General features: G+C 68.2%; 21 protein-coding genes and 1 pseudogene. 6 read left to right on the forward strand and 16 right to left on the reverse strand.

The genetic code is table 11. From position 1 onward, the window contains the following. Window positions 1–119: 119 nt before the first annotated feature. From ACI1V7_RS03445 to ACI1V7_RS03455, 3 genes are all read right to left on the reverse strand, one after another. Window positions 120–1,457, reverse strand: a complete 1,338-nt coding sequence (locus ACI1V7_RS03445) for a diguanylate cyclase (protein WP_404530367.1) — start codon at window positions 1,455–1,457, stop codon at window positions 120–122. A gap of 232 nt (window positions 1,458–1,689) precedes the next feature. After that, window positions 1,690–2,883 (reverse strand): aminotransferase-like domain-containing protein, encoded by a 1,194-nt coding sequence (locus tag ACI1V7_RS03450; RefSeq protein ID WP_404530368.1) that lies wholly within the window; start codon window positions 2,881–2,883, stop codon window positions 1,690–1,692. 236 nt (window positions 2,884–3,119) lie between these two features. Next, window positions 3,120–3,578 (reverse strand): RidA family protein, encoded by a 459-nt coding sequence (locus tag ACI1V7_RS03455; RefSeq protein ID WP_404530369.1) that lies wholly within the window; start codon window positions 3,576–3,578, stop codon window positions 3,120–3,122. Between the two features lie 188 nt (window positions 3,579–3,766). On the opposite strand from ACI1V7_RS03455, the gene ACI1V7_RS03460 reads away from it, so the two are divergent. Together ACI1V7_RS03460 and ACI1V7_RS03465 are read left to right on the forward strand one after the other, a co-directional pair. Then, window positions 3,767–4,108 carry a CzcE family metal-binding protein gene (locus tag ACI1V7_RS03460; protein WP_404530370.1) on the forward strand — a complete coding sequence of 114 codons (342 nt, stop codon included), beginning with the start codon at window positions 3,767–3,769 and terminating at the stop codon, window positions 4,106–4,108. A gap of 49 nt (window positions 4,109–4,157) precedes the next feature. Next, window positions 4,158–5,138, forward strand: a complete 981-nt coding sequence (locus ACI1V7_RS03465; RefSeq protein ID WP_404530371.1) for an AraC family transcriptional regulator — start codon at window positions 4,158–4,160, stop codon at window positions 5,136–5,138. A gap of 99 nt (window positions 5,139–5,237) precedes the next feature. Here the strand turns inward: ACI1V7_RS03465 and rclC are convergent, their stop codons facing one another. Continuing rightward, window positions 5,238–5,813, reverse strand: a complete 576-nt coding sequence (gene rclC / locus ACI1V7_RS03470) for a reactive chlorine resistance membrane protein RclC (protein WP_404530372.1) — start codon at window positions 5,811–5,813, stop codon at window positions 5,238–5,240. Window positions 5,814–6,075: 262 nt separating this feature from the next. Here rclC and ACI1V7_RS03475 point away from each other — a divergent pair, with 262 nt between their 5' ends. Then, window positions 6,076–6,420 carry a CzcE family metal-binding protein gene (locus ACI1V7_RS03475; protein ID WP_404530373.1) on the forward strand — a complete coding sequence of 115 codons (345 nt, stop codon included), beginning with the start codon at window positions 6,076–6,078 and terminating at the stop codon, window positions 6,418–6,420. A 13-nt stretch (window positions 6,421–6,433) separates the two neighbouring features. On the opposite strand, the gene ACI1V7_RS03480 is transcribed toward ACI1V7_RS03475, so the two are convergent. Both ACI1V7_RS03480 and ACI1V7_RS03485 read right to left on the reverse strand, forming a co-directional pair. Next, window positions 6,434–7,402 carry a threonine dehydratase gene (locus ACI1V7_RS03480; RefSeq protein WP_404530374.1) on the reverse strand — a complete coding sequence of 323 codons (969 nt, stop codon included), beginning with the start codon at window positions 7,400–7,402 and terminating at the stop codon, window positions 6,434–6,436. 122 nt (window positions 7,403–7,524) lie between these two features. Further along, a complete protein-coding gene (locus ACI1V7_RS03485) occupies window positions 7,525–8,388 on the reverse strand; it encodes an alpha/beta fold hydrolase (protein ID WP_404530375.1) in 864 nt (287 codons plus the stop codon). Between the two features lie 123 nt (window positions 8,389–8,511). Here ACI1V7_RS03485 and ACI1V7_RS03490 point away from each other — a divergent pair, with 123 nt between their 5' ends. Further along, window positions 8,512–9,096 (forward strand): CGNR zinc finger domain-containing protein, encoded by a 585-nt coding sequence (locus ACI1V7_RS03490; RefSeq protein WP_404530376.1) that lies wholly within the window; start codon window positions 8,512–8,514, stop codon window positions 9,094–9,096. 161 nt (window positions 9,097–9,257) lie between these two features. After that, window positions 9,258–9,983 (forward strand): annotated as a pseudogene (locus ACI1V7_RS03495) (class I SAM-dependent methyltransferase); the annotation flags it as partial. A gap of 269 nt (window positions 9,984–10,252) precedes the next feature. Here the strand turns inward: ACI1V7_RS03495 and ACI1V7_RS03500 are convergent. From ACI1V7_RS03500 to ACI1V7_RS03540, 9 genes are all read right to left on the reverse strand, one after another. Continuing rightward, window positions 10,253–11,626, reverse strand: a complete 1,374-nt coding sequence (locus ACI1V7_RS03500; RefSeq protein WP_404530377.1) for a sigma-54-dependent transcriptional regulator — start codon at window positions 11,624–11,626, stop codon at window positions 10,253–10,255. Further along, window positions 11,623–13,428, reverse strand: a complete 1,806-nt coding sequence (locus tag ACI1V7_RS03505; RefSeq protein ID WP_404530378.1) for an ATP-binding protein — start codon at window positions 13,426–13,428, stop codon at window positions 11,623–11,625. The genes ACI1V7_RS03500 and ACI1V7_RS03505 overlap by 4 nt, the downstream gene beginning before the upstream one ends. Window positions 13,429–13,581: 153 nt before the next feature. Continuing rightward, complete coding sequence (locus ACI1V7_RS03510) at window positions 13,582–14,376, reverse strand: ABC transporter ATP-binding protein (protein ID WP_404530379.1); 795 nt, start codon at window positions 14,374–14,376, stop codon at window positions 13,582–13,584. Between the two features lies 1 nt (window position 14,377). After that, complete coding sequence (locus tag ACI1V7_RS03515; RefSeq protein WP_314544129.1) at window positions 14,378–15,196, reverse strand: ABC transporter permease; 819 nt, start codon at window positions 15,194–15,196, stop codon at window positions 14,378–14,380. Between the two features lie 55 nt (window positions 15,197–15,251). Next, entirely contained in the window at window positions 15,252–16,232 is a 981-nt protein-coding gene (locus ACI1V7_RS03520) for an ABC transporter substrate-binding protein (RefSeq protein WP_404530380.1), read from the reverse strand. 167 nt (window positions 16,233–16,399) lie between these two features. After that, entirely contained in the window at window positions 16,400–17,644 is a 1,245-nt protein-coding gene (locus tag ACI1V7_RS03525) for an RNA polymerase sigma factor (RefSeq protein WP_404531531.1), read from the reverse strand. Window positions 17,645–17,696: 52 nt separating this feature from the next. Further along, window positions 17,697–18,521 (reverse strand): YciI family protein, encoded by an 825-nt coding sequence (locus tag ACI1V7_RS03530; protein WP_404530381.1) that lies wholly within the window; start codon window positions 18,519–18,521, stop codon window positions 17,697–17,699. 11 nt (window positions 18,522–18,532) lie between these two features. Further along, a complete protein-coding gene (locus ACI1V7_RS03535; protein ID WP_404530382.1) occupies window positions 18,533–18,958 on the reverse strand; it encodes a YciI family protein in 426 nt (141 codons plus the stop codon). Next, complete coding sequence (locus tag ACI1V7_RS03540; protein WP_404530383.1) at window positions 18,955–19,440, reverse strand: VOC family protein; 486 nt, start codon at window positions 19,438–19,440, stop codon at window positions 18,955–18,957. Before ACI1V7_RS03540 ends, ACI1V7_RS03535 begins: the two co-directional genes overlap by 4 nt. Before the next feature lie 279 nt (window positions 19,441–19,719). Between ACI1V7_RS03540 and htpG the strand changes: the two genes are divergently transcribed. Next, window positions 19,720–21,642: a molecular chaperone HtpG gene (htpG, locus tag ACI1V7_RS03545; RefSeq protein ID WP_404530384.1), complete on the forward strand. Its 1,923-nt coding sequence runs from the start codon at window positions 19,720–19,722 to the stop codon at window positions 21,640–21,642. Window positions 21,643–21,773: 131 nt separating this feature from the next. Here htpG and ACI1V7_RS03550 read toward each other — a convergent pair whose 3' ends face one another. Further along, window positions 21,774–22,922, reverse strand: a complete 1,149-nt coding sequence (locus tag ACI1V7_RS03550; RefSeq protein WP_404530385.1) for an acyltransferase family protein — start codon at window positions 22,920–22,922, stop codon at window positions 21,774–21,776. Window positions 22,923–22,925: the final 3 nt, after the last annotated feature.

Raw genomic sequence — 22,925 nt, forward strand, 5'->3', positions numbered from 1 at the left:
CGGTCCGATTGCCCGCGTTGCGCGGCCGTCGGCAGGTGTTCACTAAACGGCGCAGCGTGGCGTCCAGTATAACGGCAAACGGGCGGGGCGGACATGGCCGCGGCCCGCCGCGCCGGCACTCAATACAGCGCCGCGTCCTTCACGGCATCCCAGGCGGCGCCGGCGATCGCCGTCTCGACCCGGTTGCGGCCCGCGGCCTTGGCCGCGTACATGGCCCGGTCGGCGCACACGAACAGGTGCTCGATCTGGTCGAGCTGGGTCGGCACGATCGTCGCCACGCCGACCGAGACGGTCAGCCACGGCGAGGTCGGCGAGCGTGGATTCGGCACCTCGAGCGCTTCCACCGCGGCGCGGATCTTCTCGGCCAGCAGCGTGGCGCCTTCGAGCGGCGTGTCGGCGAACAGCAGCACGAATTCCTCGCCGCCGTAGCGCGCCGCCAGGTCGGTGGGACGCAGCGCGTGTTCCTGCAGCGCCTGCGCGACCTTCTGCAGGCAGACGTCGCCGGCCGCATGGCCGAGCGTGTCGTTGTACTGCTTGAAGTGGTCGACGTCGAGCACGACGAGCGACAGCGGCTGGCTGCTGCGGATCGCGCGCTGCCATTCCTTTTCCAGGAACACGTCGAAGTGGCGGCGGTTGGCGATCTTCGTCAACGGGTCGACCATGGCGGCGCGCTGCAGCGCGTCTTCCGACTGCTTGTGGTGCGAGATGTCGTGCAGCAGGGCGACGAACAGGCCGTCGGCCGCGTGCATCGGCGTCATGGTCAGGTCCATCGCGCGCAGGCCGCCGTCGCGGTGACGGATCTGCACTTCGCGCGTGCCGCTGCCGCCCATCGCCTCCAGCGCGGCGCAATCGCCCAGGTCGGGCGCGTCGGCCAGCAGGTCGGCCAGCGAGCGCCCCACCAGGGCTTCCGGGGCGTAGCCCAGGTAGCGGTCGCAGGCGGGGTTGGCATACTGCACGCGGCCGCTGCGCTCGAGGATCAGCAGGCCCTGGTCCATGCTGTTGACGATCATGCGCAGCCGGTCGGCCTGGGCGGTCTGGGTTTCGCTGCTGCTGCGCAGGCGCAGCTGGGCGCGCACCCGGGCGCACACTTCCTCCATGCGCAGGGGCTTGGGAATATAGTCGGCCGCGCCGGTGTCGAAGCCGGCCACGATGTCCTCGGTCTCGCCGCGCGCGCTCATGAAGATCACCGGGATGCGCGCCGTGGCCGGATTGGCCTTCAGGCGGCGGCAGGTCTCCAGCCCGTCGATGCCGGGCATGACGACGTCCAGCAGCACCAGGTCGGGCTTGATGCGCTGGGCGATGTCGAGGGCGCGGTCGCCGGACGTGGCCACGAAGGTCTGGTAGCCCTGGCGCAGCATCATCGTGCGCAGCACGCCCAGGTTGTCCGGGGCGTCGTCGACGATGAGGATGGCAGGCTTGCGCAGGTCGGCCAGGGGGGCGATGGCGAGATTGGTCATACTGTGCCTTGTCAGGGCTGCACGGATGAGGGGGCGTGCGAAATCATACACCTCGCATCTTTAGATTGCGCAATTAATCGTTTGACGCTTGGAAAACTTTGTGACTTTTGTGCAACCGACAATTGTTCGCTGAATCAAACAATTGTTGAAACCGGCAGTTACACGGCGGGGGAGGGGAGGAAGCGCGGGCCGGACGGCCCGCGCGCGAGGCAGCGCGTGCGCTGCCGCGTGATTACAGCTGCGACTTGATGATCTGGCCGAGGGTCGCGATGCCTTCGCGGATACGCTCCGGCGGCACGGTCACGAAGGACAGGCGCAGCGTGTTGGTTTCCGGCTCGTTCGCGTAGAACGGCGCGCCCGGCACGAAGGCGACGCGCGCGGCCAGCGCCTGGTCGAGCAGCTTGGTGGCGTCGAGCTGCTTGGGCAGCTTGACCCAGATGAACATGCCGCCTTCCGGACGGGTCCAGGTCACGCCTTCCGGGAAATGCTCGTCCAGCGCGTCCAGCATCACCTGGCACTGGTTGGCGTACAGCGTGCGGATGGTCGGGATGTGGCGGTCCAGGAAGCCGTCCTTGACGACTTCGTGCACGACCATCTGGGTCAGCTGGGCCGTGTGCAGGTCGGCCGCCTGCTTGGCCAGCTCGAGGCGGCGCACTAGCGGCAGCGGGGCGCAGACGTAGCCCAGGCGGATGCCCGGAGTCAGCACCTTCGAGAACGAGCCCATGTAGATGACGCCGTCCGGGTTCATCGACACCATGCGCGGCATCGGCTCGCCCTTGTACGACAGGGCGCCGTACGGATCGTCCTCGATCAGCGGCAGGCCCAGGCGGGCGCAGGTCTCGACCAGTTCCTGGCGGCGTGCCAGCGACAGCGAGCGGCCGGTCGGGTTCTGGAAGTTGGGCAGCGAGTACAGCAGGCGGGCACCGTCGGCCAGGCCGGCGATCGAGGACGGCACCAGGCCGTCGTCGTCGGTCGCGACCGAGCGGAACTCCGGCTGGTAGACGGAGAACGCCTGCAGCGCGCCGAGGTAGCTCGGGGTCTCGACCAGCACCGGGCTGCCTTCGTCGACCAGCACCTTGCCCAGCAGGTCGAGGGCCTGCTGCGAGCCGGACACCATCAGGATCTGTTCCGGCAGGATCTTCGTGCCTTCCGTGGACAGGGAATTCGCAATCCACTCGCGCAGCGGGGCGTAGCCATCGGTCGGGCCGTATTGCAGCGCCTGCTTACCGGTCTCGGTCAGCACCTTGTCGTAGGCCGCCTTCATGACGTCGACCGGGAAGGTGGCGGGCGAGGGCAGGCCGCCGGCGAAGGAAATGATTTCCGGACGCTGGGTGATTTTCAGGATCTCGCGGATCGCCGAGCTTTGCAGCTGCTGCGCGCGTTCCGAAAACTGCCACTGGATGGGATTGGGATTTTCGATTTTCATACTGGTCTCACAGGAAGGACGGCGTTGGTGCGTCGGCCATTATAAAGCACGCCGGGTAGGCGGCCTCTCGAATAAGCTGCCTTTTTGGGGCGCTTGTCTTGTACACCACAAACGTATCGGGGCCTCGCAAACCGTAGCGAGCGGCGGCAGTTTCGTTCGAGAAGCGCAGCCGTACTTACGGTACGGCGAGCATCGCAGGACGAAAATGCAACGCGCAGTAGGTTTGCGAGGTCCCTTCAGATTTCGGCGATCAATTCGATCTCGACGCACGTGCCGCGCGGCAGCGACGCAACGCCAAAGGCCGATCGCGCATGCTTGCCGGCTTCGCCGAACACTTCGCCGATCAGTTCCGAGGCGCCGTTGGTGACGAGGTGCTGCTCGTTGTATTCCGGCGTCGAGGCCACCAGGCTCATCACCTTGACGATGCGCTTGACGCGGTTCAGGTCGCCGCCGCAGGCTTCCTGCAGCGTGCCGATCAGGTCGATGGCGACGGAGCGCGCGGCGGCCTGGCCGTCGGCGGTGGTCTTGTCCTTGCCCAGGATGCCCACCGTCGGCGAACCGTCGGCGTTCTTGGCGATGTGGCCGGAGATGAAGACCAGGTTGCCGGTCTGCACGTACATGACGTAGGCGGCGGCCGGGGTCGCCGGCGCGGCCAGGGTGATGTTCAGTTCTTTGAGTTTGTCGTAGACGGACATGGGTTCCCCAGGTTGCTTGAAAAGAGCCGGTATTGTACGACGCCCCCGTGTGAATGAGACGGTCCGGCAGTTTATTGAGTCGGCCAGGCATGGTCGCCGAACTCTTGCATTCATACACTATCTCTACCGCAACGCCACTACCGAACAGCGGCGTGCGGATTTCGTTCAACCACGACAAGAGAGATACCATGAACACACTGCGCTCCTCCCTCCTGACCGGCCTGGTCTTCGCTTCGACCCTGTTCGCCGGCGCCGTCCACGCCGCCGACACGCACGATGCCGCCTGGTACGGCGTCGCCGCGCCGGACCATGTGGCGCAGCGCAAGATCGAGATCAAGGCCGACACCCGCTGGGTCAACGTCACGAACGGCGAGACCGTCACCTTCGTCGCTGACGGCCAGCGCTTTACCTTCCACTTCCAGACCTATCCGTCCACGCAGGTGGTGGACCTGTCGACGCTCGCCCCGGCCGGCGTCAGCGTCAAGCCGGTGCGCGTGTACGTCGCCGAATCGCCGGAGAACCGCGGATGAGCGGACGGGCCCCCCTGCCTTTCTCCGACACGCGCGTCCATCGTCCCCGATGGACGCGCTGAGCCATTTCCTGGCGCTGTACGCGCCCAGCGGCAGCCTGGACGTGCGCTGCCACCTCAACGCCCCCTGGGAACTCGAGCACCAGCGCGAAGCCGCCGGCGTCGCCACCTACCACGTGGTCGTCGCCGGCGAGGCGCGCCTGGACCTGGCCGGCCATCCCTCCGTGCTGCTGCACGCGGGCGACATCGTCGTCTTCCCGCGCGGCAGCGCACACCGCCTGTTTGCGGGATCGGGTGCCGGCGCAGATCCAGCCGCGCCCGCGCCTACGCCCACGACCGCGCCCATGCCCACGCCCACGCCGCGCGACGTGCCCGACGCCGGCCTGCCCGTGCGCGTGAAAGCCAACGGCGGCGGCGGCGCCTCCTGCGACATCCTGTGCGGCCGCTTCGTGTTCGACGACGCGGCCGGCCACGCCTTGCTCGCCGCCTTGCCGGAAATGCTGCTGGTCCGCAGCGCCGACAAGCCGGAATTCTGCGACCTGCGCGCGCTCATCGCGATGCTGCGCCGCGAGACGGGGGCCATGCGTCCTGGGGGCGCGGTGCTGGTGTCGCAGCTGTCCTCGGTGCTGTTCGGCCTCCTGATCCGCGCCTGGACCGACGAGACGCAGGCACTGCAAGGCATGCTCGGCGCCCTTGCGGAACGCCGCCTGCAGCCGGCCCTGCTGGGCATGTTCGCCGAACCGGCGCGCCAGTGGACGCTGGAAGACATGGCGCGCGCCTGCCACATGTCGCGCGCCACCTTCGTGCGCCTGTTCCACCAGGCCAGCGGCACGAGCGCGGCCCTGATGCTGCTGCAGATCCGCATGGCCAACGCCGCGCGCTGGCTGGCGCGCGGCGGTCGGTCGATCGCCGCCGTCGCCCTGGCGGCCGGCTACCAGTCCGACGCCGCCTTCGCGCGCGCCTTCAAGAAGCATTTCGGCGTCGGTCCAGGCGCCTACCGGCGCGGCCCGCAGGCGGCGGCATACGCGTAGCGCACCTCTCCGTTGTCGCACTGACCGATCCGCCATGGCAAAGCGCCGGCCGCACCCCGTGGGATGCGGCCGGCGCCGTCCTGCGCTGCGCTGCCGGACCTATGCCGCGCCGCGTTCGCGCAGCAGCGCGCGCGCCGAATCCGCGATCGCCACCACGGCCCCCGCCGACATCATCGTGTCCTTCAGGATGAGGCGTCCCATGCCCGAAAGGTAGGGAAAGCCGTGCTGCGCATCGCCCAGCGCGGGCACCCAGGCTTCCGGCGTCGTGACGAGGAAGGACAGTGTCACGAACGGCGTGAAGAAGGCGAGTACGCCGCCCGCCAGGCCGGCCTTGCGCGAGACGGGATTGAGCAGCAGCAGGCCGGCGATGACGAGTTCGACGGTGCCCAGGCCGCTCGAATAGCCGTAGGTATTGTTCGCCGTCTGCCAGGCACGCTGCTCCGGCTTCAGCTCGCCCTCGTGGGTGAAGTGTTCCTTGTACTGGTCCGGATGCTTGTAGAAGAAGGACATGAATGGGCTTTGCGCGACCATCGGCGTGATGCTGTCGGCCTCGTAGGGCACGAACTTGAGCAGGCCGATCCAGATGAAGACGATGGCGATCGACAGGCGGATCAGGTGGGTGCCGAGCTTGTCGCCGCGGCCCAGGGTACGGAGGGATTGTTCGTAGACTGACATGGTGCATCCTCGAGTTGTGGAGCGGCCAGTCTAGTGAGCGGACCGTTCCGCGGCCATGCCGCGCCGGCTCGAATCGCTGCTTGCGCGGCTCATTGCGCGCGTCATTGCCATGGTCGCCGGGCGCGAGCCGCAGGTCGAGACGATCGGGCAAATCGTCGAGCGCGACGGGCATGGCTCCGGACGGGGGCCACGCCTACACTGTGTCCATGGGTTCACGGCATCGGAAGTCCGCGAATCCTTCACTCACAAGAAAGGACATATCATGAAAACCACTGCCACTTCGCTGTTCCTGTCCCTGACCGCCGCCGCCGCACTGTTCGCCGGTGGCGCCCAGGCCGCCGACATCGCCCACGACGCCTCGTACTACGGCAGCGGCGTGGCCGCCAAGGCCGCCGACCGCACCGTCGTGATCAAGCCGACCACGCGCTGGGTCAACGTGAAGAACGGCGAGACCGTGACCTTTGCCTCGGGCGACCAGAACTTCACCTTCCACTTCGACACCTATCCGCAGACCCAGGTCGTCAAGCTGAATACGATCGCCCCGGACGGCGTGAACGTGGCACCGGTACGCGTCTACGTGGCCGATACGCGCGAAGTCACCGAATGACCGTGGCCTGCGCTCAGCGGCTCGCCAGGATCGGCGCGAACAGCGATGCGTCGACGTTGGCTCCGCTGAGCGGCAGCCCGATCTTCCTGCCGCCCAGGCGGCCCTGGGCACGCAACTGCAGCGCCGCGGCCAGTGCCGCCGCGCCGGCCCCCTCGGCCAGGTTGTGCGTGCAGCGGTAGTACAGGCGCATCGCGTCGCCGATCTCCTCGTCGCTCACGGCCAGCACGTCGTCGGCCTGCTCCAGCACCACGGCGAGCGATGTCGGATCGGGCACGCGGCAGGCCAGGCCGTCGGCCAGCGCCGTCGTCACCGGTGCCGGAATGGCCGCCCGCGCGCGGAACGACAGCTGGTAGGCGGGCGCCTGCGCCGACACCACGCCGACCAGGCGCACGGATAGGCCCAGCGCCGCGCGCGCCGCTGCGGCGCCGCAGAAACCCGAGCCCTGGCCGATGGGCACGAGCACCAGGTCCAGGTCGGGGCAGGCGCGGAAGAATTCCATCCAGCCCGTCGCCACGCCCGCCACCAGGTCCGGGTGGTAGGACGGCACCATGTGCAGGCCGTCGCGCGCGGCCAGCGCCAGCGCATGTTCCCGGCTTTCCTGGAATTCGCTCCCATGTTCGATCAGCTCGGCGCCAAGGGCGCGCATCGCCGCATTCTTTTCGCTGCTGTTCCCGTGCGGGACGACGATCGTCGCCCGGATGCCGTGGCGGCGCGCGGCAAAGGCGACCGACTGGCCGTGGTTGCCGCGCGTGGCCGCGATCACGCCGCCCAGGTGCGGCGTGCGCCGCAGCAGGCGGTCCAGGTAGACCAGTCCGCCGCGCACCTTGAAAGCGCCCGTCGGCGCGTGGTTCTCGTGCTTGATCCAGGCAGTCGTTCCCAGCGCGTCGTCCAGCAGCGGCCAGGCATATTGCGGCGTGGGCGGCATGGCGGCATACACCAGGCGGGCGGCGTCTTCGATGTCGGCGAGGTCGGGCAAGGGCATGGGCGGGTCTCCTGATGTGGTTGGGCAAGGATACTAGCGTTTTGCCTGCGCGCGGCGGCACCCGCATGGGGGCATCGGCGCCGGCAGGACGGCACTGCCGCCGCCGCGCCGTCGGCCGCCCCTCACCCCTTGAACGCGCGTCCCAGGAAGTCGCGCATGGCGGCCGCGATCTCCGCGCCATGGGTCTCGATGGCGAAGTGGCCCGTGTCGAGGAAGCGCACCTCGGCGTCCGGGACGTCGCGCTTGAACGCCTCGGCCCCGGCCGGCAGGAAAAAGGGATCGTAGCGTCCCCAGATCGCCAGCAGCGGCGGCTGCCGGTCGCGCAGGAACGCGTGCAGCTGCGGGTAGTGCGCGACGTTGCTGCCGTAGTCGAGCAGCAGGTCCATCTGCGGTTCGACGCCGATCCGTTCGATGGCCGCGTGGGCCAGTTGCCAGGGCTCGGGCGCGATCAGGGAGGTATCCGGCACGCCTTCCGTGTACTGCCATTCGATCATCTCGCGCGTGTTGAAGCGGCGCAGGGCCTCGCGGTGCTCGGCCGTGGGTTCGGCCCAGGCGCGGCGCATGTCGGCCCAGCCATCGCTCAGGCCCTCCTCGTAGCCGTTGCCGTTCTGGGTGACGATGGCCGCGACCTTGTGCGGGTGCCGCACCGCCAGGCGCCAACCGACCGGGGCGCCGTAGTCGAACACGTACATGGCGAAGCGCTCGATGCCCTTGGCGACGACGAAGGCATCGATCACGGCAGCGAGCCGGTCGAACGTGTAGTCGAAGGCGGCGCCGGGCAGCACGTTCGTCTGGCCGAAGCCGGGCAGGTCGGGCGCGATGACGCGGTAATCGCTGGCCAGTTGCGGGATCAGCTCGCGGAACATGGTCGACGAGGCGCCGAAGCCGTGCAGCAGCAGGACAGTGGGCGCGTCCGCCAAGCCGGCTTCGCGGTAGAACAGGTTGACGCCCTCGACGTCGATCGTACGGTAGTGGACTTGGTGCATGGTCGCTCCTCGGATGGCGGACAATGATCGTTGGTAACCTGTATAATAGATTTAAGTGGTTACGAGACGGGAAGTATCGCCGTCTTTGCATAACCTGTCAAATAGATTTTAAGGGGTTATTCGATGAGTGAAGCAACGTGGTCCGAGGCCCCCATGGTGGGCGACCACCTGGCAATGGATTTGCTGAACACGGAGGCGCGCGAGGATGGCAGGACCATCGACCATTGGCGCGACGGCGGCGACGTGCTCGCCTGGCTCGCGCGGCATGGGATCGCGCTGCCCGCGGCGGACGTCGACCGCGACGCGCTGCTGGCGCAGGCGCGGTCCTTGCGCGCGCTGGCGCGGCGTCTCGTGGTCCGGCGCAAGGACGATGGCAGCGCCGGCGACCTCGGCGACCTGAACGAGTGGCTGCACGCACACGTCAGCGCGCCGCACCTGGAGCGCGACGGCGCCGGCAACTGGACGCTGGCCCGCATCGCCCGCGGCACGACGTCCGCGGCGCTGCTCGGGCCGCTGGCCGAGGCGGTGGCGCAACTGCTGGTCGAGGTGCGGTTCGACCTCGTCAAGCAGTGCGAGCACCCGGAGTGCATCCTGTGGTTCTACGACCGCACCAAGGCGCACAAGCGGCGCTGGTGCAGCATGGCGGTGTGCGGCAACCGCCACAAGGCGGCCCAGTTCAGGAAGCGCGGCGGCGCCGGTACGGCCTGAGCCTGACGTCGCCCAGCCTGCTGGCGGGCGACGACGGCGCGCGGAGTGTTGAATACAGATCAAGCCACGTGTGTCGACCATCCCTAAGCTGATCGTGAAAACGTATGCTCCGGCCGCAACATCGCGGAAGAGACATGGATCTTCTACACTCCACGCGCCGTATGACGAACAATGAACCGCCACGACGCACCGGCGCCGCGCTGCCCGCGTGTCCCGGATGCGGGGCCGCCGCCGTGTCCCTCGTCGATACGGTGGCGACGTGGGAGCTGGCCCGGCTGTATCGCGGCATCGGCGTGGAGGTCGCGCCGTATTTCGCGGACGTCCCGAGCATTGCCCGCCTGCATTGCGATCGCTGCGACCTCGTGTTCTTTTCTCCGGCCTGCGCGGGCAACGACGCGTTCTACGAGCAGTTGCAGCGGTTCGACTGGTACTACCAGGACGAGAAACCCGAATACGATTACGCCCGCACCTTCGTCGGGGAGGACCGGCGTGTGCTCGAAGTCGGTTGCGGCAAGGGCGCGTTCCGCAAGTTTCTTCCCGCATCGGTCGACTACGTCGGACTGGAATTCAACGACGAGGCCGTGCGCAAGGCCAACGCCGCCGGCCTGCAGGTACGGCGGGAGTCGGTCGAGCATCATGCCGAGGCCTGGCCCGAGCGCTACGACGTGGTGTGCTCGTTCCAGGTGCTCGAGCACGTGCCCGATCCCGCGACCTATGTACATGCCTGCGTGCAGGCGCTGGCCGAAGACGGCTTGCTGGCGATCGCCGTGCCGGCCGAGGACAGTTTCCTGGCCGTTGCCGCGAACGCGCCGTTGAACCTGCCGCCGCACCACGTGCTGCGCTGGACCGACCGGGCACTGCGGCACCTGGCCCGGCGCGAAGGCCTGGACGTCGTCGCGCTGTGGCACGAGCCCGTCGCGCCCTTCCATCGCGACTGGCAGCTGCAGACGCTGGCCCACTACTATTTCGTGCTGCGCGGCCTGACATCGCTGCGCCTGATCGACCGGCGCCTGCGGCACCGGCTGTTCGCGCGCCTGCTGCGCCTGCCCGGCTTGCGCGATGCCCTGGCGGTGCGGGTCGCCAGAGAGCGGCCGCAGCTGCGCAACGGTCATACCGTCGTGCTCGTCGCCAGGAAGGAGCGCGTGGCCTGGGCGGGCTACTTGCGACCCGTCCCGATCTGGTATTTTTTCATCTTGTCGTACAAGGTCTTGCGCGGGATCGACAGGTTGTCCGCCGCCAGCGCCACGTTGTGGTCGGCCGCCGCCAGCGCGCGCAGCACCAGGTCCCGTTCGAAGGCGTCGACCTGCTGGGGCAGGGACGTGCCCGTGTCCTGGGCCGGCGCGGCGTGCGCGGCGGACGATGGCGCCGTCGATTGGGTGACGGCAGGTGCGGCGGCGACGGTCGGTCCCAATCCCAGCACGAGGCGTTCGGCGAAGTTGCGCAGCTCGCGCACGTTGCCGGGCCAGTCGGCCGCCTGCCAGGCCGCCATCTGCTGCGCCGTCCAGGCGGGCAGCGGCCGCTGGTAGCGCAGCGCCGCGTCCTTCACGAAGTAGGCCAGCAGCAGGGGGATGTCGTCGCGCCGCTCGCGCAGGCGCGGCAGGTCGATGGTGACGACGTTCAGGCGGTACACGAGGTCTTCGCGGAACCGCCCTTCGCTCGCCAGCTGCAGCAGGTCGGCCTTGCTGGCGGCGATGATGCGGCAATCCAGCTGCACGGCCTCGTTGGCGCCCAGGCGCTCCAGGCGCCGTTCCTGCAGCACGCGCAGCAGCTTGACCTGCAGGTTCAGGGGCATGCTCTCGATCTCGTCGAGGAACACGGTGCCGCCGTTCGCGTATTCCAGCTTGCCGATGCGCCGCTTCTGCGCGCCCGTGAAGGCGCCCGCCTCGTGGCCGAAGATCTCGCTCTCGAACACGGATTCGGGCAGGGCCCCGCAATTGATGGCGACGAAATTGCCCTTGCGGCCGCTGGCCGCGTGGATCAGGCGCGCCACCACTTCCTTGCCGGTGCCGGTCTGGCCGTTGACGAGGATGTCGACGCCGGTCGGTGCGACGTTGCGCACGACGGTCTTCAGGTGTTCGATGGCGGGGGACTGTCCGACCAGGTCGGGCGTGTCCGGATGCAGCACGCGCGCCGCGCGCAGCTCGCGGTTTTCCAGCACCAGGCGGCGCCGTTCCTGGGCGCGGCGCACGGCGTCGGCCAGGCGCTCCGAGGAGAACGGCTTTTCGATGAAATCGTAGGCGCCGCTGCGCATCGCATCGACGGCCATCGCGACGTCGCCGTGGCCGGTGACGACGATGACGGGCAGCTCGGCGTCCAGCGCCTTCACCTGCGCCAGGAGTTCCAGGCCGGACAGGCCGGGCAGGCGCACGTCGGTGACGACGACGCCGGGATAATCGGCGCGCAGCAAGTCCAGCGCTTCCTCGGCGCTGGCGCAGGCGCGCACGGCGAATCCCTCGAGTTCCAGGGTCTGGGCGGTGGCCAGCCGCAGTGCGGCCTCGTCTTCCACCAGGATCGCCTGCTGGGTGCTCATGGCGTGTGCTCCTCGCTATCGTGTTCGTTGTGGTCCGGCACCGCCTGCAGCGGCAGGCGCAGTTCGAACTGCGCGCCGCCGCCTTCCGGGTTGTGGGCGCCCAGGCGGCCGTTCATGGCCTGCACGATCGAGGACGAGATCGCGAGGCCCAGTCCCAGCCCCTGGCCGGACGGTTTCGTGGTGAAGAAGGGTTCGAACAAGTGCGCGGCGACCTGCGCGCTGATGCCCGGGCCGCTGTCGCGGATGCGCACGACGGCCGCGCCGTCCTCCTGCGCCATGGCCACCCACACGCGCTTCTCGGGCGCGCCGTCGACGGCATCGAGCGCGTTGCGCAGCAGGTTGATCAGCACCTGCTCGATGCGCACGGCGTTGCCCGTCACGTGCAGGGGCGTGGCGCCCGTATCGATCTCGAGGACCGTGTTGCGGCGCTTGAATTCGCTCTCCAGCAGGAAGGCCGAGGCCTGCACGGAACGGGCCAGGTCGACGCTGGCGATCGCCTCGTCCTTGCGCGCGAAGCCTTTCAATTGGGCGATGATGGCGCCCATGCGCGCGCTGGCGTCGCTGATGTGGCCCAGGTTGCCGTCCGCCTGTTCCGGCATGCCGCGCGCGAGGAAGGTGCGGGCATTGTCGGCGAAGGCGCGGATCGCCGCCAGCGGCTGGTTCAGCTCGTGCGTCATGCCGGCCGCCATCTGGCCCAGCATCGCCAGCTTGCCGGCCTGGACGAACTCGTCGCGGGTATTGCGCAGCAGCCGTTCCGCCTCCTGCAGCTTGGCGTACTTCTGGGCCAGGTGGCGGTTGGTTGCCGACAGTTCCTCGGTGCGCTCGTGGATGCGTTGCTCCAGGTCGCGCGCGGCGCGCTGCAGGGCGGCGCGCGACTCCGTGCGTTCCTGCAGCCGGCGGCGGCGCTGGTGCAGCGCCCAGCCGCTCACGCCGGCGCAGGCGAGCAGCAGGGCGGCGCCGGCGGCCCACTGGAGGCCGGCGCGCAGCGCGCGTCCGGTGCCCGGGAACAGCATCAGCTGCCAGCCCAGCCGGCCGACGGCGCGCGTGACGTAGGGGCCGGTCGGCTCGGCCAGCGGGGTGATCGTCTGGCCCATGTACTGCTGGGTGCGCGCCAGCTCCGCGCGGGTGGCGGCGGACAAGGGGTGCAGGCTGTGGTAGCGCCAGGCCGGGCGGTTGGTACGGAAGATCACGCCGCTGCGGTCGGCCAGCACGATCGGATCCTCGCTGCTGGCCCAGGTGTTCTCGAATTCGTCGAGCGTGGTCTTGACGACGATGACACCGTCGACGGGCCCGCCGGCGCTGCCGTTGCGGTGGACCGGCTGGGCGATGAAGTAGCCCGCTTCGCCCGTGTTGGTGCCGATGCCGTAGAACCGTCCCGCACGGCCGGCCAGCGCTTCGCTGAAATAGGGACGGTAGGAGAAGTTCTTGCCGACGAAGCCGAGTGGCTGGTCCCAGTTGCTGGCGGCGATGGTCAGGCCCTTGCGGTCCATCAGGTACAGCGCGCCCACCCTGGCCTGGCGCTGGATCGCCTGCAGCGAGGCATTCATGCGCGCGACGACGGCGGGGTCGTCCGCGTGGGCGAGCGCGTCCGCCACCTCGTGCTGCTGGCCGAGCACGAAGGGCAGCGTCTCGAAGCGTTCGAGCAGCGACTGCAGGTCGGGCGCCATCAGCTGCAGCTGGCGGCTGCCCTGTTCCATCACGTCGGCCTGGGCGCGGCGGCTGCCGAGGTGGAAGGCGCCGGCCACGATGGCGGCGCTGGCCATCAGGCACAGGAGCAGGAGGAGGGGCTGTTTGGCGCGCATGCGGGATTGTACTGTGGCGCGGAATCGGTGGAGCGTAGAAAACAAACACCGTCGCCCCTGCGCAGGCAGGGGCCCAATTTTGGCGCGCAGAGCTAACGCATGCAAAATTGGGTCCCTGCCTGCGCAGGGACGACGTGGTTCAGGTGTGGCGGCTCAGTCCACCGCCGCCATCTTCATCTCCGCATCGTGGTGGCGCTGCTGCTCTTCCATCACGAGCATGCCCAGCTCGCGCTTCAGGGCATTGAACTCCGGCGCCGACGGGTCGCGCAGGCGCGGCAGGTCGACGAGGATGTCGCGCTTGACGGTGCCGGGGCGGTAGGTCATCACGACGATGCGGTCGGCCAGGTAGATCGCTTCCTCGATGCTGTGGGTGACGAAGATGATGGTCTTCTTCAGCTCGGCCCAGATGCGCAGCAGCTCGTCCTGCAGGTTGCGCCGGGTGAGGGCGTCCAGCGCGCCGAACGGCTCGTCCATCAGCATGATGGGCGAGTCCAGCGCCAGCACGCGGGCGATCGCCACGCGCTGGCGCATGCCGCCGGACAGGTCCTTCGGATAGCGGCTGCGGAAGTCGGACAGCGACAGCATCTCCAGCAGCTTGTCCACGGTCGCCGCGATCTGCGCCCTGGACTGGCCCTTGATCTCCAGGCCGAACGCGATGTTCTTCTCGACCGTCATCCACGGGAACAGCGCGTATTCCTGGAACACCATGCCGCGCTCCGGGCCGGGGCCCGTGACGGGCTTGCCGTCCGCGACCAGCGTGCCGCTGGACGGCAGCGAGAAGCCGGCGATGGCGTTCAGCAGCGTCGACTTGCCGCAGCCGGAAGGCCCCAGCAGGCACACGAACTGGCCCTGCGGGATCTGCAGGTCGATGTCCTTGAGGGCGACCACTTCGCGGTCGTCGGTGCGGAATACCTTGTTGACGCCCTTGATGTCGATGTGCGTGGTCATATCAGTTCTCCAGGCCGCGGTGCCAGCGCAGCAGGTGGTTGTTCAGGCGGTTCATGCCGATGTCGATCAGCAGGCCCAGGATGCCGATGCTGATCATGCCGGCGATGATCTTGTCCGACCAGAAGTACTCGCGCGCTTCCAGGATGCGGAAACCGAGGCCGTTGTTCACGGCGATCATCTCGGACACGATGACGACGATAAAGGCGGTGCCGATGCCGATGCGTACGCCCGACAGGATGTAGGGCACGGCCGCCGGCAGCATCACGCGCACGAACATCGTCGTCTGCGACACGCCCAGGTTGCGCGCGGCGCGGATATAGATGCCGTCGACCTGGCGCACGCCGGCGATGGTGTTCATCAGCACGGGGAAGAAGGCCCCCAGCGCGATCAGGAACACGGCCGGCGCATTGCCCAGGCCGAACCACAGGATCGACAGCGGGATGTAGGCGATCGGCGGGATCGGCCGCAGCAGCTGCATCAGCGGATTGAACCAGGCGTAGGCGCGCTTGCTGGCGCCCATCAGGAGGCCCAGCGGCAGCGCCAGGCCGGCGCCGACGGCGAAGCCGACCAGCACGCGGTACATGCTGCCCACGGTGTCCATCCACAGCTCGCCGGACAGCGCCCAGGCCAGCCAGGACTGGTCGGGCGTGCGCTCCTGCAGCGGCAGCGCATACTCGACGAACTTCTCCGCCACTGCCAGCGGCGAAGGCAGTACCTGCGGGTTGATCCAGCCCAGCGTGGCGGATGCCTGCCACAGGGCGACCACGATGATGGGCACGATGGCGCCCACCGCGGTTTCCCGCCATGTCGTATTACTCATCTCGAATCTCGCTTGTCGATTGCTTGCGGTGGCTCAGTTGAGGCTCGGCCGGGGCTCACTTGATGCCCAGGTTCTTCTTCGCTTCGTCCAGCAGGTCGGTCTTGACCCACTCGGTGGCCACCGGCGGCTTGCGCATCTTGCCGATGCCGGTCTTGTTCATCACGTCCGTCGTGATCTGGATGTGCTCGGCGGTGACGTCGTAGGTGTACGGCGAATTGCTGATCGCATCCTTGAAGTCGTCCGCCGTGATCTGGCTCTTGAAGACGGATTCGCGCACGTACTTCTCGGCCACGGCCTGGTTGTCGATGAAGGTCTTGGTCGCCTGCACGAAGCAGTTCATGAACTTGGCGGCGGTGGCGCGCTTCTCTTTATAGAACTTCTCGCTCATCACCATGGTGCGCACCGGCTCGCCGATCGGGGTGTCGTAGGGCTTGATGACTTCCACGCCGTAGCCCTTGTTGATGGCCTGCGAGGATTGCGGCTCCGACTGCATGATCGCATCCAGGTTCTTGCCCAGCAGCGCCTGGTTCAGGTCGGCGAAGGCCAGCAGCACCAGCTGCACGTCCTTGCCCGGCTGCTCGGACCAGGTCAGGCCGGCCTTGCTCAGCTCGGCGGCCAGCAGCACCTCGTGGATGCCGCCGCGGGTCACGCCCACCTTCTTGCCCTTCAGGTCCTTGACCGACTTGATGTTCGCGTCCGGACGCGCCACCAGGCGCGCGCCGCCCTTGGCGAAGCCGGCCACGACGTAGATCGGGGCGCCGTTGGCGCGGCCCTGGATGGCGGCTTCGGACGCGGTGGCGCCGACGTCCAGTTCGCCTGCCAGGATCGCCTGCATGACGTCCGGGCCCTTGGCGAACACGTGTTCCTCGACCTTGATGCCGCACTTCGGTGCGATTTCCTTGATGTACGAGACGGCGCCGTAGTGGGCGAACTTCAGGTTGCCGAGGCGGACGACTTCCTGGGCGTTGGCGGTGGTGCCGGCGCCGGCGGCGGCCAGGGCGACGGCGAGGGACAGGACTTTCGGGAAGCGTTTCATGCGGTGTCTCCGGTGGGTTATCGTTATCTCCGAATTAGCAGCTTCCGTGCCAGAGTCGCCAGCAAGCGCAAGTTGCTGATTCGATTCGTTTATTGCGATGCATCAAAAAAATCCGCATCATATCAACGTGCGGAAAGCCGGAACGGTGTGCGGTTTTCCGCCGTTTTTCAAGGCCGATGGCAGGCCCGGCTGCGCGCCAGCAGCAGCGCGCGTTCGCGCTCGTTGCGCGTCAGTGCCGCGGCCCGTTCGAACTCGGCGCGCGCCTCTGCGTGGCGGTCCAGCCTGGCCAGCAGGTCGCCGCGCACGCTGGGCAGCAGGTGGTAGCCGCGCAGCGCCGGTTCCGCACACAGGGCGTCGACGAGGGGCAGGGCTTCGGCGGGACCGTAGGCCATGCCCAGCGCCACGGCGCGGTTCAGTTCCACCACGGGCGAGGGCTGCAACTGCGCCAGTGCGTCATAGAGGGCGGCGATGCGTATCCAGTCGGTCTCGTCGGCGCGCAGCGCGCGCGCATGGCAGGCGGCGATGGCGGCCTGCAGCGCATACGGGCCGTAGGCGCCCAGTTGGGCGGCACCGTCCAGCGCCGCCAGCCCGCGCCCGATGGCGAGACGGTCCCAGCGGCTGCGGTCCTGGTCCAGCAGCAGCACGGGTTCCCCATCCGGGCCCGTGCGCGCCCGTTCGCGCGAGGACTGGATCTCCATCAGCGCCAGCAGGCCGAGGACCTCGCCTTCGCGCGGCATCAGGCCGGCCAGCACCCGGCCCAGGCGTAGGGCCTCGCGGCACAGGCCGGGACGCAGCCAGTCGCTGCCGGCGCTGGCCGCATAGCCTTCGTTGAAGATCAGGTAGATCACCTGCAGCACGGAAGCCAGGCGCGGTGTCAGTTCCGCGCCGCGCGGCACCTCGAACGGCACCTTCGCCTCCGCCAGCGTGCGCTTGGCGCGCACGATGCGCTGGGCGACCGTGGCCTCCGGCACCAGGAAGGCACGCGCGATCTCGGCGCTGGACAGGCCCCCGACCAGCTTCAGGGCCAGCGCCGCGCGCGCTTCGGGAGAGAGCAGCGGGTGGCAGGCCACGAACACGAGGCGCAGCACGTCGTCTCCGGTGTCGGGATGGGCCAGCTCGCCCAGTTCGGCCAGCTGGGCCAGTTCGTCCGGCTGGCGCTGGCCGTCGCGCAGCAGCTCGTCGAATTCCCAGGACAGCTGGCCTTCCTTGCCGGCATGCAGGGCCTGGTGGCGCAGGTGGTCCAGGGCGCGGTGCTTCGCCACCTGCATCAGCCAGGCGCCGGGGCGGTCGGGCACGCCGGCGCCGGGCCAGGATTCCAGCGCCTGCAGCATGGCGTCCTGGGCCAGCTCCTCGGCCAGGCCGACGTCGCGCACCATGCGTACCAGCGCGCCGACGATGCGCGCCGCCTCCATGCGCCAGACCGCCTCGACGGTCCGGCCGACGTCGGCTCCGCCCACGGACGCCTCAGGCCAGGCGCGGGGCCAGCTCGTTGCGCAAGGCCTCGTCGAGCAGGCCGACGCGCAGGTTGGCGTCCGCCTGCGCTTCCTCGGTGCCGTGCGCGGCGCGGATCTCGACCACGACCCCGGGGCCGGCCGGGTAGGGGACGGTGCGGGCCCAGGCGATCGCCTCGTCGAGGAAAGCGGCCCGTATCATCCAGAAGCCGGCGATCAGTTCCTTGGCCTCGGCGAACGGGCCGTCACTGACCGCCGTCGCGCCGCCGGCCATGCGCACCCGTGCCCCGCGCGCGCTCGACATCAGGCCGCTGCCGGCGAGCAGGGTGCCGGCCACCGCTTCGCGCGCATTGAAGGCGTCCAGCGCGTCGAGCCGGGACTGTTCCGGAACGAAGTCGCGTTCGCTGTCGGCGTCGGCGCGCAGCAGGATGAAGTAGCGGCGCCTCGTCGCTCCGTCGGCGGGCGGCGGCACCGGCGCGCAGCCGCCCGCGCAGCCCGCTTCGCGCACCTCGAGCGTGAGGCTGCCTGCCGCCTCGGCCTCGGCGGCCGGCCAGCGCCTGGCCCAGGCCACGGCGTCGTCCTTCGACGCGACGTCGATGACGAGGAAGCCGGCCGCCAGCTCGGCGGCGGGGAAGGGGCCCTGGACGAGTTCCTCCCCGCCTCGGCCCAGGCGCAGGCGCACGGCGCGGCTGCTGCGCTCCAGTCCCTGCACCATGACGAGGACGCCGGCGTCCGCGAGCTGCCCGACATACGTTTCCATCGCCTCGACCAGGGCGGCAGACGGGAGGGCACCGGCCTCGCTGGCGGCGTCCGCGCGACGGATGATCATGAATTGCATCGCTCCCTCCTTCAGCGCGCGGCCAGCTGGGCGCGCACGCGGTCTTCCTGTTCGCGCAGCTGCCGGGTCATCGCCTCGCCGAAGTCTTCCTCGCCGAAGATCTGGCGGATCTCGACTTCGCCGACGCTTCCCTCTTGCGGCGGCGGCGCCTTCTTCATCCACTCGATCGCTTCCTGCAGCGAGCCGACCTCGATGATCCAGTAGCCGGCCACCAATTCCTTCGCCTCCGTGAACGGGCCGTCGACGACGGTGCGCTTGTCGCCGTCGTAGAAGATGCGCGCACCCTTCGCGCTCGGGTGCATGCCGTCGGCGGCCAGCAGCACGCCGGCCATGGCGAGTTCCTCGTTGAAGCGGCCCATGTCCGCCATCAGTTGTTCGCTGGGCATGACGCCCGCTTCGGAGGCCGCGCTGGCCTTGACGAGCACGATGAACTTCATGGCTGCTCCCCCGCGCCGGCGCCCGGCATCATGGTCTTCATGGCGTCCTGGATCTGTTCCAGGCTCAGGTCGCGCTGGTGGGTGGCGATCGACCAGCGGTGGCCGAACGGGTCCACGACCTGGCCGTAGCGGTCGCCCCAGAAAGCGTCTTCCAGCGGCATGACGGGCGTGGCGCCGGCGCCGGTCGCCTGCGCCCAGACGGCGTCGGCATCCGGCACGTACAGGTGGATCACGACGCCGGAGCCGCCCAGCGCCTTCGGGCCGCGGCTGCCGTAGTCGGGAAAATCGTCGGCCAGCATGATGCGCGAGTCGCCGATGCGCATTTCCGCATGCATGATCTTGCCCCCCGGTCCTTCCATGCGGCCGATCTCGACGGCGCCGAACGCCCGCGCATAGAACGCGAGCGCCTCGGCGGCGCCTTCGCACACGAGGTGCGGGGTGACGGTATGAAAACCTTCGGGAATGGGGCGTGCCTGCTGCATGATGGATCTCCTTGTTCCGGGTTGTTGTGGGTGTTGCCATTGCTACGACGAACGGCACTTCCGGACTTCGACATCGGATGCAAAAAAAATGCGGCTGCGGCGATACGGTATGCCGGGCCGGCCGCAATGTCGAGCAAAAAGCGTGGTCCGCTCCCGTGTCCCGGTGCGGCGGCGGACAGGCGAGGCGATATTTCTTATCAAAAAAGCTCTTGAAATTCTTTTCTGTATCCCAATATCGGCCCGGTCCGTTCAACCAATTGCTTTCAACGAGGATACAAGATGGCTGTTGCCGAAAAAGAAACCCTTGGCTTCCAGGCAGAAGTAAAACAACTGCTGCAACTGATGATTCACTCCTTGTACTCGAACAAGGAAATCTTCCTGCGCGAGCTCGTGTCGAACGCTTCCGACGCCGCCGACAAGCTGCGCTTCGAGGCGATCAACAACGATGCCCTGTACGGCAACGACCACGAGCTGAAGATCGCGATCCTGTTCGACAAGGAAGCGAAGACCATCACCATTTCCGACAACGGCATCGGCATGAGCCGCGACGAAGCCGTGTCGCACCTGGGCACGATCGCCAAGTCGGGCACCAAGGAATTCTTCAGCAAGCTGTCGGGCGACCAGCAGGCCGACGCCGCGCTGATCGGCCAGTTCGGCGTGGGCTTCTACTCGGCCTTCATCGTGGCCGACCGCGTCACCGTCGAGACCCGCCGCGCCGGCGCCGATGCGTCGCAGGGCGTGCGCTGGGAATCGACGGGCGAAGGCGACTACACGATCGAGCAGATCGACAAGCCGAAGCGCGGCACCGACATCATCCTGCACCTGCGCGACGGCGAGGAAGAGCTGCTGTCGTCGTGGAAGCTGAAGTCGATCATCCGCAAGTATTCCGACCACATCTCCCTGCCCATCGTGATGAAGAAGGAAGAGTGGGACGAGGAGAAAAAGGAAAACGTCGTCAAGGACGAATTCGAGACCGTCAACCAGGCGTCCGCGCTGTGGGCGCGTTCGAAGTCGGACATCACGAAGGAACAGTACGACGAGTTCTACAAGCACGTCTCGCACGACTTCCAGCCGCCGCTGACGTACACGCACAACCGCGTCGAGGGCCGCAGCGAATACACCCAGCTGCTGTACGTGCCGGGCCACGCCCCGTTCGACCTGTGGGACCGCAACAAGCGCGGCGGCATCAAGCTGTACGTGAAGCGCGTGTTCATCATGGACGACGCCGAGCAGCTGATGCCGGTCTACCTGCGCTTCGTGAAGGGCGTGATCGATTCGAACGACCTGCCGCTGAACGTCTCGCGCGAGATCCTGCAGGAGTCGCGCGACGTGCGCGTGATCCGCGAAGGCTCGACCAAGCGCGTGCTGGGCATGCTGGAAGAACTGGCCAACAGCGAGGAGCAGGAAGGCAAGGACAAGTACGCCACCTTCTGGAAGGAATTCGGCCAGGTGCTCAAGGAAGGCATCGGCGAGGATGCGACCAACAAGGACCGCATCGCCAAGCTGCTGCGCTTCGCCTCGACCCATAACGATTCGTCCGAACAGACCGTCTCGTTCGAGGACTATGTGGGCCGCATGAAGGAAGGCCAGGACAAGATCTACTACGTCACCGCCGACAGCTACACCGCGGCCAAGAACAGCCCGCACCTGGAGATCTTCCGCAAGAAGGGCGTCGAAGTGCTGCTGCTGTCCGACCGCGTCGACGAATGGATGCTGTCCTTCCTGACCGAGTTCGAGGGCAAGGAGCTGGTCTCCGTCGCCAAGGGCGGCCTGGACCTGGGCAAGCTGGAAGACGAGGCCGAGAAGAAGGAACACGAAGAGACCGAGACCCAGTACAAGGACCTGGTCGAGAAGATGAAGGGCGCGCTGGCCGACAAGGCGAAGGACGTGCGCGTGACCTTCCGCCTGACCGACTCCCCGGCCTGCCTGGTGGCGGACGAGCACGAACTGTCGGCCAACCTGGTGCGCATGCTGAAGGCGGCGGGCCAGGACGCGCCGGAATCGAAGCCCATCCTCGAGATCAACCCGAGCCACCCGCTGGTGACGCGCCTGAAATACGAGGACGCCGCCAGCCCGCGCTTCGGCGACTGGGCCCACATCCTGTTCGACCAGGCGATGCTGGCCGAGGGCGGCAGCCTGACGGATCCGGCGGCCTTCGTGAAGCGCCTGAACGAGATGCTGCTGGCGACGCCGGCCAAGTAAGTTCCACGTCAATCAAGCAACGCCATCCCTGCGAAGGCAGGGATCCAATGCCTGCATGCGTCATCGATACGCGCGCAAATTGGATCCCCGCCTGCGCGGGGAGTCGTTTCCGGCAATGCCGGGAACGACGCTTATGGGGTGCGCAACGCAGGAGCGCGCGCCAGCATCCCCTCGAACCCCCGCAACAACCTCTTCCTCAACACCTCCGTCAGCGGATTGAGCGCCAGCGCCGTCAGCGCGATGGCCACGGCGATGGCCACGATCTCGTGCGCCGAGCCCCGCTCGATCGGCAGCAGCGTCTGCCACACCCCGATCACCAGCGCATGCGACAGGTACAGCGTGAACGTGTGCGCCGCCAGGAAGCGGATCGGCCGCGCCAGGCGCGCCAGCACGATCCCGAAGCCGGCATGGCGGGCGCAGGCGAAATTCACCCAGACCAGCAGCGCGACCGGGTAGTCGGCCAGCACGCGGTCGGCGCTGCCCATGCGGATCCCGGCGAAAGGCCACCATTGCTGGGCCACGCCGCGCAGCCAGGGCTCCGGATCGCACCAGCCCCACAGGGCCACCAGCACGACGGTCGCGAGCCAGCCGGCGCGCGCGACGGTGCGGCCCAGCACGTGCCCCTGCTGCCAGCGGTACAGCGCCACGCCGGACAGCCAGACGGGCAGCAGCAGCCACAGGCGCGGGCCCACGAGCAGCAGCACGGCGCCGGCGGCGAGCCAGCGGCGCCGGCCCGCGAGGAAGTGCCAGCAGCCGAACAGCACGTAGTACCAGGCTTCGTAGTCGAGCGACCAGTACGGCAGCAGCCAGGGCGGGCGTTCGGCGAACCCCCAGGTGTCGCCCTGGAAGGCCAGGTGGAAGGGGATGTAGAGCCAGGGCTTGCCCAGCTCGTAGGCGTCGCTGACGGGAAGGCCGGTCGCATGCCGCACCAGCGTGGCCAGCGCGAAGGCCAGCAGCAGGACGGGCAGCACTACCGAATACAGGCGCGCGGCGCGGGCGGCCGCGTAGTCGGCCAGCGAGCGGTGCTTGTGGCGGACGCTGTAGGCGATCACGAAGCCGGACAGCACGAAGAAGGCGATCACGGCTTCGCGCCCGAAATCGGGCAGGCGGGCGATCTGGGCATCGTCGAGGATGCGGAAATAGCCGAAGTGGGCCACGACCACGGCCAGCGCCGCCAGGCCGCGGGCGGCGTCGAGGTAGAGCGAGAACGATGGATCGAGCGAAGGATCGCGCGCGGTATCGAGCACGTGCGCGTGCGCGCCGCCGGCCTGGTTGTTCATGCG

The organism is Massilia paldalensis (assembly GCF_044901715.1).
Lineage (GTDB): Bacteria > Pseudomonadota > Gammaproteobacteria > Burkholderiales > Burkholderiaceae_D > Telluria > Telluria paldalensis.